Origin of the sequence: Vibrio sp. MEBiC08052 (genome assembly GCF_001506075.1) — a bacterium.
In the GTDB taxonomy this organism is placed as follows: Bacteria; Pseudomonadota; Gammaproteobacteria; order Enterobacterales; family Vibrionaceae; genus Vibrio.
Genome location: NZ_KQ947475.1, coordinates 2,584,283 through 2,597,092, shown reverse-complemented (window position 1 = coordinate 2,597,092; position 12,810 = coordinate 2,584,283). Strand labels below are relative to the sequence as shown.

The 12,810-nt window shown below is 47.6% G+C and carries 9 protein-coding genes; 1 reads left to right on the top strand and 8 read right to left on the bottom strand.

The features are described from left to right. From VRK_RS11330 to VRK_RS11295, 8 genes are all read right to left on the bottom strand, one after another. Positions 1-1,716 carry an AMP-binding protein gene (locus tag VRK_RS11330; protein WP_059121469.1) on the bottom strand — a complete coding sequence of 572 codons (1,716 nt, stop codon included), beginning with the start codon at positions 1,714-1,716 and terminating at the stop codon, positions 1-3. Between the two features lie 303 nt (positions 1,717-2,019). Then, the gene (locus tag VRK_RS11325) at positions 2,020-3,165 is read right to left on the bottom strand and encodes an HD domain-containing phosphohydrolase (RefSeq protein WP_059121468.1); all 1,146 of its coding nucleotides are present in this window, start codon (positions 3,163-3,165) and stop codon (positions 2,020-2,022) included. 172 nt (positions 3,166-3,337) lie between these two features. Continuing rightward, positions 3,338-4,339, bottom strand: coding sequence for a substrate-binding domain-containing protein (locus VRK_RS11320; protein ID WP_059121467.1), 1,002 nt, complete (start codon positions 4,337-4,339; stop codon positions 3,338-3,340). Positions 4,340-4,566: 227 nt separating this feature from the next. Next, a complete protein-coding gene (locus VRK_RS11315; RefSeq protein WP_059122745.1) occupies positions 4,567-5,121 on the bottom strand; it encodes a gamma-glutamylcyclotransferase family protein in 555 nt (184 codons plus the stop codon). Between the two features lie 31 nt (positions 5,122-5,152). Further along, positions 5,153-6,166 carry an adenosine deaminase gene (locus VRK_RS11310; RefSeq protein ID WP_059121466.1) on the bottom strand — a complete coding sequence of 338 codons (1,014 nt, stop codon included), beginning with the start codon at positions 6,164-6,166 and terminating at the stop codon, positions 5,153-5,155. A gap of 336 nt (positions 6,167-6,502) precedes the next feature. Continuing rightward, positions 6,503-7,534, bottom strand: a complete 1,032-nt coding sequence (gene dapD / locus VRK_RS11305) for a 2,3,4,5-tetrahydropyridine-2,6-dicarboxylate N-succinyltransferase (protein ID WP_059121465.1) — start codon at positions 7,532-7,534, stop codon at positions 6,503-6,505. A 203-nt stretch (positions 7,535-7,737) separates the two neighbouring features. Then, the gene (locus VRK_RS11300) at positions 7,738-8,049 is read right to left on the bottom strand and encodes a YebG family protein (protein ID WP_059121464.1); all 312 of its coding nucleotides are present in this window, start codon (positions 8,047-8,049) and stop codon (positions 7,738-7,740) included. Between the two features lie 67 nt (positions 8,050-8,116). Further along, positions 8,117-9,013 carry a LysR substrate-binding domain-containing protein gene (locus tag VRK_RS11295; RefSeq protein WP_059121463.1) on the bottom strand — a complete coding sequence of 299 codons (897 nt, stop codon included), beginning with the start codon at positions 9,011-9,013 and terminating at the stop codon, positions 8,117-8,119. 137 nt (positions 9,014-9,150) lie between these two features. Here VRK_RS11295 and recC point away from each other — a divergent pair, with 137 nt between their 5' ends. Further along, positions 9,151-12,666, top strand: coding sequence for an exodeoxyribonuclease V subunit gamma (gene recC / locus VRK_RS11290; RefSeq protein WP_059121462.1), 3,516 nt, complete (start codon positions 9,151-9,153; stop codon positions 12,664-12,666). Positions 12,667-12,810: the final 144 nt, after the last annotated feature.

Sequence of the window (12,810 nt, the reverse complement as noted above, 5' to 3'; positions counted from 1 at the left end):
TTAGCCATATGGACGATTTTCGGAGATCGCATCTTCCCATACCACAAGTTTATCTTTTGGCCAGTGTAATCCCAGTTGGTGATATTGTTTTTCCAGCAAGTGTCTTTTGATTTTTAATGTCGGTGTCAGAATGCCGTTCTCAATATTCCAGATATCTTTAACCATTAACACCCCTTTGATTTGTTCATGAGATTGCAATTCCTGATTGATCGTTGCGACGATACGTTTGGCTGAACGTTCATATCGGGCTTTATCGAAATTGGGAATGTTATGTGGGACAACCAACAGTATCGGTCCGGGGAGACCTAAACCGATGAGGCATAGCATTTCAACGCGGCTGGCCTGATAGAGTTTTTTCTCAATCGGAACCGGAGAGACAAATTTACCTTTTGCTGTTTTGAAGGTATCGTTTTTCCTCCCCACGAGGAACAGATAACCTTCCGAATCAATCTTGCCAATATCACCGGTTTTCAGCCATCCATCATCGGTTAAGACTTCACGGGTTGCCTGTTCATTTTTGTAATAACCTGTAAATAGCCCCTGACTCTGAACTAAAACTTCACCTTCTTCCGCTATCTTGAGCGTTACACCGGGCCCGGCAAGGCCGACACTACCTACTTTGGATTTTTGATAAGGATAGTTAAGTGTTGAGTAGGCGAAGGACTCCGTCATTCCCCAAGCTTCCGTAATCGGCAAACCCAGTTTATCGTACCAAAGTAATAAATCAGGGGAGACCGGAGCCGAACCACAGCCGAGAACTCTTGCTTTATTCAGACCTAATGCATGGGCAACCTTCTTGCGGATGATGGTTCGAATCAATGGGATTTTGAGGAGGAAATCAAGTCGTTTCTGTGGGATGGTATCCAGAATACGCTGCTGAAAAAGCGTCCATAACCGGGGGACTGAAAGGAATAGTGTCGGGCAATGCATTTTCACATCTTCAATAAATGTATCGAGAGACTCCGGAAATGCTGTTTGTAATCCGCAGAAGATGGAAGAACCAAAAATGTAAACGCGCTCTGTAATATGAGCCAGCGGCAGATATGAGAAAACCCGTTCATGATGCTTGATTCCGATACACTGGCTTAACTGACTCACTGACCAAGCGAACCCCCCATAACTTAACATCGCACCTTTGGGGGTACCGGATGTACCGGATGTATAAACAATTGACATGAGTGATTGAGAATCATGTTCCGGTTTGTCGATCGTGGGAGGATGATCGTGAATCAGTTGGTGGTACTGATATTGGCAGTGTGGCGCACTATCATACGGGAGGGAAATACTGATCAAATCAGGTTTGTGATTCAGAACGTCCATCACTGCTGTCATGTCATCCAGTTTGCCGATGAACGCTGCTTTGCACTCACTGTGAGTAAGACAATAATCGATGGTGTCTGCGTTGGCAGTTGGAAAAATCGGTACGCTGACAAAACCGCCCAGCATAATTGCCAGATCGCAAATAAACCACTCAGCACAATTTTTCGAAATGATTGCGACCCGGTCTTCAGGTTTCAGGTTAAGCTCATGTAATGCACTGACCAACCTTTGAGCATGGTCGGCCACTTGAGCAAATGTATACGTCTCAAAGCGGCGATGTCTGATCTGTTTCAGATAGATATCATCAGGCCGTGATTCAGCCCAGTAGAGTAAACATTCGTAGGGTGTCGCCAACGAACTGCAATCGGTATGTGTTTGATGTCCTTTGTTGAGCATAAGGTATATCCATTATTAGACTGTATTATTTGGTGGCGCTTATGCCCAAGTGAACTCACGATATATGACTCGGAGGGCGTCATCAGACACAGGCCTTTATCTTTACTCGTATTATATTTTATAGCTAGCGATTAACTGGTTGTTTCATTGAATTTCAAAGTTTTGATTGGGTTAGCTTTACTTTAAGATTATTTCGATAACTTTGTTCTTTATACGATTCGTTTTTGTGATGTATTTCGAGATAAGTTGCGTTAGAAAATTACTTACTCCGCTTCTCAATGGCTGAAATAAAGGAATGGTGATTTAGTCGGAGAAATGACTGGGATCCGGCTCCGGGTATTTTCGGGTGATATCTTTTAAAAATTCCTGATGGTTTCTCAGCGCATTGACACAATGTTTATCAAGTTTACCTTCGGCAACCATTTTCTCTAATTCCAGTAAGGCAAACGGGACAGAGCGAGCCTGTTTATAAGGTCGATGGGTGGTCAGTGCATCAAAAATATTCGCGACAGTAATGATTCTCGCGGAGACCGGAATATCATCGGCTTTGAGACCGAACGGATAACCGCTACCGTCCATCAACTCATGGTGGTAGGAAACTATCTCTTTCAGTGTCTGGATACAGGCATGATGTAGACAGTTGGCGTGTGACAAGACTGATTCCATAATTTCAATCCCTTTGTCAATATGCCCGATGACCTGTCGCCTTTCCATCTCCCCCAGACCTCCGGGTTTTAACAGCAAATGATGTGGTATCGAGAGCTTACCGATATCATGCAACCGAGAAAAGAGCGTGATATGGTCGATTTGTTCATCGTCCAGATGATATTGTTGTGAGACGCCCCGGGCGATGATTTTGGAGAAATAATACATTCTCTCTTGATGATCGCGGCTTTGAGCCAAATGTTTCGGATTCTGTTTCAGAATGAAACCCGTCATATCCAGAATCTTATGAATGGTTTCGTATTCACGCTCAATTGCCTGACGAATCGTGTCGATATGTGTTGACAGTTGCTGGCAGAGCGATTCGTCGAAACAATACCCCTCGGTAGTATTGATAAAAATGAAACCAATAAATTCATGGTCATAATACATCGGGGAGGCAAGTGATGCGCCAAAACGTTGCTGTTTGAGCCATTGATTGTGCGGCGTATCGGTTTCCAGCGATCGAGTCGGCTCGTTGATACAGCGATCACATCGCTCAACAGCACAGGTCTTCAGTCCGGGGAGCTGACTCAGTGGATATTCGTAGTGGATTAAAATCTCATTGTCCGGGGTGCTGTCGGCATAAGTTTTTAAGTGGTCTGAAAATGATTCGTACAGGGCAAATGAGATTCGAGCGATTTGAGGCAGTTGCTCGCGAATATGTTCATGAATTTCAACAAACTGTTCATTCAGACTGCGCTGATGGGATGTCTGTTGAACATCGTTGTGATCAAGATGACTCATGCCGATACCCTTTGCTACGATTTTCTCACCGATTCCTTACTTTTTAGTTTAGAAGAATTGTGCATAAAAATAGCAGTCAGTGGTCGAAAAAATTCATTCTTTCCACTCTCTCCGGTTGTGACAACGGCAGGTTCGGAGCAGCTTTTCAGCGCGGAGGTTTTTTGGCGAGTGGTTAGATCTGTTTTTTAACCGAGTCCCGCCTGATCAACGTCGGTGAAAAACGCAGCGGTTGCGATTCTGATGGGGTGCCTTTGGCTAGATTGAGCGCTAGCTGTGCAGCTTGTTCTCCCATCAGTTGAATCGGGTAGAGAACCGTGGTTAATTTAGGGCTGACATAGCGAGCAATTAACGCATCATCAAAACCGACAATGGAGACCTGATCCGGTAACTTTAAGCCGTTTTCTTCCAATACAAAAATTGCACCGGCGGCCATATTATCGTTGTAGGCAACGATAGCTGTGATATCCAGCGATTTTAGCAATAAGTTGGTGGTGGCGATTTCGCCCCCTTCGGTATTGGGCTCTGCTTGCTCAATATAACTGGCAGGCAGTGAGATGCCATAATCATGAAGCGCCGCTTTATATCCGAGAATACGTTGGTCGGTATCTTCAATCAGGTGTGAAGAACTGATGCAGGCAATCTTTTGATGACCATTTTTAATCAGGTATTCCGTCGCCAGATACGCTCCCTTAAAATTATCCAGAGAGATACAGCGATCTGCGATTTCAGGAATGTAACGATTGATCACAACCAGCGACTTGACCTCACGGGCATAGTCGATCAGCTCTTCATCTGTAAGTGCTTTCGCATGAATGACCAGCGCATCACAACGGCTGTTGATCAACAGCTCCATGGCTTTGCGTTCCTGTTCAGCATGATGATAACCATGACCGATCAGTACCTGTTTACCATTTGCGTGGGCTATTTTATCGACAGCTTTCACCAGTGTGCCAAAAAATGGATCGGATACATCATTGACCAGAACGCCGATAATATTGGTACTTTGACTCACCAGTGCACGGGCTGCGGCATTGGGACGATAACCTAATTTTTGCATTGCGGTTTTGACTGCCGTAATCGATGACTGACTGGCTTTCGGGGACTGGTTGACGACACGCGAAACGGTTGCGACAGACACCCCGGCTTCACGTGCAACGTCTTTGATCGTGGCCATTGTATTCCTCTATACATCATTCAGATAAAATATGACGCAGCAAAATGATTACATCACAGCCCGTAGAGATGGGGTATGTTTTCGGATGATGCCATCTTGGTGATCTTTTCTGTAAAACAGCCGGATTCTATCATGAAGGGGTTGGTATAAACATGTGGTGACCGCAAAAGTCTGCGTTTTCGTGAGGGCAATATAAAATAAGGCCTCGGTGAAGAGGCCATGGACTATCAGGCCAGAACCTGTGTAAGGATTTGGTCTATTTTTGGCCAGTGTTCCGGGGAGATCCCTGCGTAATTGACGTACTTAGGTGCGTGACGGTCATTCTCCAGCGGATGCTCCCAACCATGAGTGTGCTTGACGAACAGGTGAGCAAAGGCCTCTGAAACTTCAAGACAACCGGTAAGAACCGTATCGATATATGTTTGCAGGATCGGGCTCTCATGAGTCGGTGCCATTGGCTCACTCTTCACATAAACCCACACCGCATCTTGAGCGGAGAGTGGCAATTCAGTGTTGATGTCGGCGATATCCAACTGAATACGCTGATATCCCCGTTCGCGCTGATCGAACTGGGTCAGTTCTTGGGGTGATACATTGAGCAGCACACCATTGACGATACCGTCTCCGGGCTGGACAACCAGTGGTGAAGCCTGATAACTGTCATCCACCATTCCCCAAGTCCGGGTTAAGCCGTCAACCACAGCCGGGCTGGTTACACCGGTCTGTCCGGTCAACTGTCGTGAAGATGAATTCATCAGACTGCCATAGCCAAAAATGTAAATTGCCACAAAGCCTCCGCTGTGATGCCGTTATTTATTCTGTATCAGTGTGATTGAGATAGGCTTTAACCTCTGATGCCATACGCGCCTTTTCTGTCGCTGAGATAAAGCTGGCTTCAATCGCATTGAGTGTGAACTGAGCAAGCTCAGCATGAGTCATCTCGTGGGCGTTGGCAACTGCCATGAAGTTATCAGTCATATAACCACCGAAATACGCCGGATCATCGGAGTTGATTGTAACGCATAGGCCTTGTCTCAGTAACTCGACGATGTTGTGCTGTTGCATATTGTCAAATACACGCAACTTGATATTGGAGAGCGGGCAGACGGTCAGCGGCATTCTTGTTTCAGCCAGTTGTTGCACCAGTTGTGGATCTTCGACACAACGAACCCCGTGGTCAACCCGCTGTACTCCCAATAGATTTAAGGCGTCGTCGATGTTACTGGCCGGGCCTTCTTCCCCAGCGTGAGCGACGGGAATAAAGCCCGCATCCCGCGCCATTTTGAATACCCGGGCAAATTTTTCCGGTGGGTGACCTTGCTCCGAAGAATCCAGCCCAACGCCGATGATTTTATCCTGATAAGGCAGGGCCTGCTTGAAGGTTTCAATGGCATCGGCTTCGCTGAGATGACGCAGGAAACACATGATTAACTGACTGGAAATGCCCAACTCTTGTTTGGCTTTGTCTAACGCAGCAAAGATACCGTTGACCACGGTTTCAAATGCAACTCCACGGGCAGTATGTGTCTGTGGGTCAAAAAAGATTTCAGTATGGATGACATGATCAGCCTGACAGCGCAGGAGATAAGCCCAGGTCAGGTCAAAGAAATCCTGCTCATGAATTAACACATCCGCACCTTGATAATAGATATCAAGGAAGGATTGCAAATTGGTAAACTGATAAGCGGCCTGAACTTCTTCGGTTGTATTGAATGGAATATTGACCTGATTACGTTTTGCCAGTTGAAACATCAATTCTGGTTCGAGTGTGCCTTCAATATGAAGATGTAACTCTACTTTGGGTAGATTCTGGATAAAGTTTTGCATATCTGCCTCTGTAACAATCAGGTAATCAATAGAGAATCAAAGTGATTCAATGATATTTGATGATGATAGCGGTGTGTAATATATTTGTTTGACCCGCCATAATATCAGTGCCACGGATTCTACTGAAAAAATACGTCTTGTTCATCACTTGTCTGGCAAAGAATCTGTGCTTTGCTAGCAGGTTCGATATGGTGAGGGGTTGACGAGTTTGAGCAGATCCAATGGAGAGGCAAGTGACGAATGTCATAACAGAAAGGCCGACACATCAGTGACGGCCTTTCGTTTTAATCAATGAGAGATGAATACACCCGAAATGAATTCATGCATCATGCTGATTTAGTTATTGCTGTGGAGCTCATCATTGAGTTCTACTGCTGATTTGTTGGCAAGACACTCGACCTGACCGGTCTGAGAGTTACGTCTGAACAGTAGATCGGAGACTCCCGCTAAATCACGCGCTTTGACCACTTCAACTTTGTTGCCATCTCTATCCAGCATTTGGACTTTGGTTCCGGCAGTGACATATAAACCCGATTCAAGCGTACAGCGATCACCCAACGGGAAACCCAGCCCGGCATTGGCACCGAGGAGTGAGTTTTCACCGATAGACACAACGACTTTACCGCCACCGGAGAGCGTCCCCATGATGGATGCACCGCCACCGATATCTGAACCATTGCCGACAAGTACGCCCGCAGAAATCCGGCCTTCAACCATACTGACACCTGTCGTTCCGGCGTTAAAGTTAATAAAGCCTTCATGCATGACGGTGGTGCCTTCACCCACATGCGCGCCCAAACGAACACGTGAGGTATCCGCAATCCGAACGCCTGCCGGTACAACGTAGTCAACCATCTTCGGAAACTTATCGACACAGTCAACGCTGAGGACACGACCAGCCAGACGGGCTTCCATTTGGCGTTCCGGGAGCTCCGGCAAGTCAATCGGCCCTTCATTTGTCCAGGCGATATTGTGGAGCAGACCGAAGATGCCATCCAGTACGGTACCGTGAGGCTGAACTAAACGGTGTGAAATCAACTGAAGCTTCAGGAACCCTTCTGCGACGGTTTGCGGTTGATCATCGCTTGCCAGAATCACACCGACGAGCGGCTGTTCAGATGACGCTGCCTGCGTGGCAAACGCTGCACTGGTGGTTTCCTGCTCAGACTGAAACGCTTGTGCCAGCTCCGCGGCCTGAGCCTGAGTGATTTCAAATGTTTCGTTGCCCCCCTGATAATCGAGTATTGGGGTCAATTGGGAAACCAAAGCATCACTCGGGTTAAGAATCGGGGTTGGAAAATATGCTTCGATAATTTTTCCGTCACGGTTTTTCGTTGCTGTGCCAAGCGCTAGTGCAAAATAAGCCATTGTTTTCTCCGTTGATGAATCGCGTTGTGACGTTAGTCCATGATTTTGAACCATGGTCTGCGTAAGTAACGCGGGCATTGAAATCAGATGGAACCATCATAAAGAGCCACTCAACAGGATGAAAGTCTTCAATCGCAGAACGTCTGTCAATTGATATGAGTTGTCGTTTTAGCGATATATCACCCTATAAAGAAATTCTTTTATCAGGCCGCCTGATCATCAGAGTCTGTAGCCGCTGCTTTGGGGGCTGATTTCTTTTCTGACTTGGGTTTGGCCTGTGTCGGTCTGCGCTTGGCGCCTAAGGCGTACAGCACTTCTTCTTTGTTTTGTGCCAGATACATTGCCAACTCTTCTTGCTTTTCTTCACTGTTCAGTAATTCACTCTTGCCGAGTAAAGTGAACAATTCATCTGCCATATCGAGCATTTTGTCATAAGCATCTGCCTCGGCTTTAGAGGTAAAAGTCATTTTTTCTTCTCCATTCCGCTCGACCACGTACTTGACGATTACAGCCATGGTAATTCCTCTGTTTTGGTTGAATGATAAAATACTGTTATTTTATACAGTAAGTAGTATCAAAAGTCTATTCATTACGACGCCATTCAAAGCAAAACTGGATAAAGCATTTCAAGAGCGGATTTTGATATTTCTCTTTGTGGACCAGTAGCCAGAAGCGTCGGCGCATATCCAAAGGGACTGATAACGAGACAACCCGACCATCTTGTAAAGCTGCTTTTGCCGCCAGTCGGGACAGACAGCCGAATCCTAATCCGGCAGATACACTGTTAATCAGCGCTTCGGTGGTATTGAGTTCAAATGCTTCATACCATCTTTCCAGACGTGGCGCGATGGTGCGGAGAAAAAATTCTCTGGAGCCGGAACCCGCTTCACGTAGCAACCACTGGCTATGCTCAAAATCTGATAACTGAACATTAGCTTTTTGGGTCAGCGGATGTTCAGGCGCGCAGATGATGCACATTTCATCCTGACTAAATTGTTTGGACACCAAGGCCGGATGTAACGTTTTTCCTTCAATTAATGCAATATCCAGCTCGTAATCGACGAGTTTTTGGCAAATTTGAGCGGAATTCGAAATAAATAACGTTTGGGTACTGTGCTGATATTGTTGCCGGAAATGACTCAGCAGGTAAGGCGCGACTTGATTACCGATGGTATCACTGGCACCAATCCGTAACTGTCCGTGCAGCCGGTTTTCATGCTCAAACAGCCGGGGAATATTATTGGCCCGGTTCAACAGTTCATCGGCTAAGGGCAGCAGTTTGCGGCCTTCTTGATTGAGAATCAGGCGATGATTCACCCGGTCAAATAAGGCATGTCCCAACTGTTTCTCCAGCTCTGAGAGTGCCATACTCACGGCTGCTTTTGACAGAAATAGCTCTTCTGAGGCTTCAGTGAGGGTGCTGTTACGGGTGACTATCGTAAAAATGTGCAACTGGCGGAGTGTAATATGAGTGAGCATATTGGATTCAGTTTTCAACGGATAAGAATCTACATCTTTCGATATTTTATCTTTTTATTCAAGTCGGTGGCATGGGAAAGCTGGCAGGCAATATGCTAATCTAGTCAACAATGATGGTTTCTCAATCCGGATAACGCTTGTTTACTGTTTATCATTCAAATCAACTTGATACGCTCAAGATCCTGCTGGTTCATTTAATTAAAAGTGAGCCATTGACTCACCCGTTTGAAGCCGAGCAAATTTTGGTTCAGAGTCCGGGGATGTCGCAGTGGCTGAAAATGACACTGGCACAGGAGCTGGGAATCACGGCCAACATTAATTTCCCGTTGCCGGCGACGTTTATCTGGGAGATGTTTGCCAGTGTGTTACCGGGGGTACCGAAGCGGAGTGCTTTCAATAAAGAAGCCATAACCTGGAAGTTGATGCGGCTTTTACCGGAGATGCTTGACCAAGCCGAGTTTATGCCGTTGCAGCAGTATCTGGCGGATGATGATTCTGCATTGAAATGTTTTCAGCTGGCTGAAAAAATTGCCGATATTTTCGATGGTTACCTGGTTTATCGTCCCGACTGGATCGAGTGTTGGGAAGCCGATAAAACGATTGAATCACTGGCTGAACGTCATCCGTGGCAACCGATATTGTGGCAACGTTTGTTTGAGGACACCAAGCGGTTGGGGCAGTCCCATTATCATCGGGGCAATTTGTATCAACAGTTTATCGAACAGTTACAACAGACTCAGATTCCGGACGGGGTGCTGCCCAAGCGGTTGTTTATTTTTGGTATAACGGCGTTGCCGCCTCGTTATCTGGATGCGCTGCAAGCACTGGGTGAGCAGACGGATGTCCACCTGATGCTGACCAATCCGTGTCAGCATTATTGGGGGGAAATCCGGGACCGAAAATATCTGGCCCGTGTCGCAAGTCTGAAGCGTAAGCAGATTATATTACAAGAAGGTCGATGGGTTACCGGTGATGAGCGTTCACCGTTAAAAGGGGGTATCGATGCTAATCTTGAGGATGAACTGCATTTGCAACATGCGGTGGGCAATAGCTTGCTGGCATCGATGGGGAAACTTGGCCGGGATAATCTTTATCTGCTGTCGCAGATCGAGAGCGAAGAGCATGAGTTTTTTATTGTCCCCCCCCGGGATACGCTGTTACACCAGATTCAGGCCGATATCTTCCATCTCGAAGAGCATCAGGACGATCAGATTCTGACCTCCAGCGAGCACAAACAGAAGATTGACAACGGTGATGATTCTTTATCGATCCATCAGTGCCATAGTCCGCTGAGAGAAGTGGAAGTGCTGCATGATGAACTGTTGTCACTGTTTGACCGCAACCCTGAGATCAACCCCCGCGATGTGATTGTGATGGTTGCCGATATCAATACTTATAGTCCGGTGATTGAAGCGGTATTCGGCAATGCATCTGCCGAGCGCTATATCCCTTTTTCTATCTCTGATCGCACTGCGGATCAAGAATCCCCGGTTTTGCAGGCCTTCATGCGGTTGCTCCAACTGCCGCGTTCCCGTTGTCTGGCTTCTGAGTTACTTGAATTGTTGGAAACCCCGACGATGATGGCGCGTTTTGATATTAATGAAGCCGAATTTTTACAGGCAAAAGGTTGGGTTGAAGCCTCCGGAATTCGTTGGGGATTGAATGAGCAGACGGCGAGCGAATTCGATTTACCGCCGACGCGACAGAACACGTGGGAATTCGGGATTGACCGAATGCTTGCCGGCTATGCGATGTCCGATTCAGCAACCATGCTGGAACTGGGTGACCACAATGTTGCCCCGTATAACGAAATTCAGGGGCTCGACGCTGAGCTGGCCGGAAAACTGGCTGCGTTTATCGGCCGGATTCGCGATTACCGCCGGCAACTGCGACAGACATTACCGGTTGCTGAATGGCGCGAGTTACTGCATGCCTTGCTCGATGATTTTTTTGTTGCTGCGGTGGAAGAGGAAGTCAGCTTTCAGCACATCCGCGATACACTCAACCACCTTCAGGAACAATTGCAGGACGCTCACTATCAGGAACCCATCGCTCCGGACATTTTATATCACTATCTTGCCGGGCAGTTATCCAATGCCCGGGTCAGTCAGCGTTTTTTAGCCGGCCAAGTCAACTTCTGTACCTTGATGCCGATGCGCTCGATTCCTTTTCGGGTGGTGTGCTTACTGGGAATGAACGATGGGATTTACCCCCGAACGGTGCCAGCCGAGGGCTTTGACTTAATGATCGAGCAGGCTCGCCCCGGGGATCGTTCGCGGCGGGACGATGATCGCTATCTGTTTCTGGAGGCATTGCTCTCCGCCCGGGAGCGTCTTTATATCAGTTATGTCGGACGTTCTGTGCAAGATAATAGTATCAGTTTGCCATCGGTTCTGGTGAGTGAGCTGGTGGCATATTGCCATCAGAATTACTGTCTGGACGGGGATCAAGCGTTTGCCAGTGATATCTCCGGTGAGCGTCTGGTCCAACACTTGACTTGTTCTCATCCGATGGTGCCGTACAGTCCTGACGCATTTGCCGGTCCACATGGGAGTTATGCCCGGGAGTGGCTGCCGGCCGCGACGGGGACGGCGTTACCCTCGCCAATGGCAGAGACGTCGCCATTACCTGACTTTTTCGCGGATGTGACATTTCCGTTGGAACTGGACTTTGTTGAACTACAGCGTTTCTGGCGTTTGCCCGTTCAGTATTTTTTCAACCGTCGCTTACGGGTTTGGTTCGAAAATGAGTTGGTGTCATTACAAGATGAAGAGCCGTTTTCACTCAATGGTCTGGCCCGTTATCAACTGCTGGATGAATTAGTGGCTATCCTGCTTGAGGCACGTCGCACTGCTTCTGAGCAGACAAGTCATTCGAGCACGGCTGCGCAATTGTCGCAAGCTCAACAGGTTGAGTATTTTATTCAAGCAAAACGGGCACAAGGACAACTCCCGGTCGGGGCTTTTGGTGAACTTGAATTCCGAGAGAATTATGAACAAGCGCTGGCGCTGACAGAAGTCATTGATAGTCTGTGTCAGCAGCCGAAGTCCGACTGTGAGCTCAATCTCACCACCACGGTTTTAGGCGCTGAGCGCCCGATTCAATTGCTCGGCTGGGTGACCCGTTATTTTCAATCCGGTCTGGTGCGCTATCGGGTGGGTCGAATCCGGGCGCAGGATTATTTGTCGGCATGGCTGGATCATCTTGCTGTCGCGGTGATGGGTGAATCCTGTCCGACTCATCTTATCGGTTATGAGCGCAAAAATGGGGTTCAGCATCTTTACTATCCGCCAATCGCTGCCCGGCAAGCCCAAACCTATCTGGAAGAGTTCGTCCGTCTCTACATCGAAGGCATGAATCAGCCTTTAGCTTATTTTCCGCAAGTGGCGTTGGCTGGGATTGAAGCGGGTTTCAACCGTCAGCGGGAATGGCATGAAGATGAGGAAAAAGCAGCGAAAAAAATGCAAGAGGCTTTCATCGGTAATGACTTTAGCGTGGTTGGCGGTGAAGGGCAAAATGCGTATATTGCCCGCGTCTGGCCGCAGTGGTCAGAGACTTTAAGTCAGGTGGTACGTTCTTATGCCGCACAGGTTTTGCAGCCCCCCATGCTTTGGGCAAAAGAGTGGGCAGAAAAGCATCCAGACGAACAGTGACGTTCACAATATCACCAAAGCGATCAGTTCGAGATGGTGCACAGAGGAAAGTGGGTGGCCGCCAGGAAATCGTTATTTTGTGTAGGGTGTTTGCTGTACGGCCACAGGTCAGAGGGACCACAATTCGGTGAGTCGGACATGCCA

Coding starts and splice junctions, on each gene's coding strand:
- VRK_RS11330 (WP_059121469.1), bottom strand. CDS start 1,716: ATGCTCAACAAAGGACATCAAACACATACCGATTGCAGTTCGTTGGCG.
- VRK_RS11325 (WP_059121468.1), bottom strand. CDS start 3,165: ATGAGTCATCTTGATCACAACGATGTTCAACAGACATCCCATCAGCGC.
- VRK_RS11320 (WP_059121467.1), bottom strand. CDS start 4,339: ATGGCCACGATCAAAGACGTTGCACGTGAAGCCGGGGTGTCTGTCGCA.
- VRK_RS11310 (WP_059121466.1), bottom strand. CDS start 6,166: ATGCAAAACTTTATCCAGAATCTACCCAAAGTAGAGTTACATCTTCAT.
- dapD (WP_059121465.1), bottom strand. CDS start 7,534: ATGGCTTATTTTGCACTAGCGCTTGGCACAGCAACGAAAAACCGTGAC.
- VRK_RS11300 (WP_059121464.1), bottom strand. CDS start 8,049: ATGGCTGTAATCGTCAAGTACGTGGTCGAGCGGAATGGAGAAGAAAAA.
- VRK_RS11295 (WP_059121463.1), bottom strand. CDS start 9,013: ATGCTCACTCATATTACACTCCGCCAGTTGCACATTTTTACGATAGTC.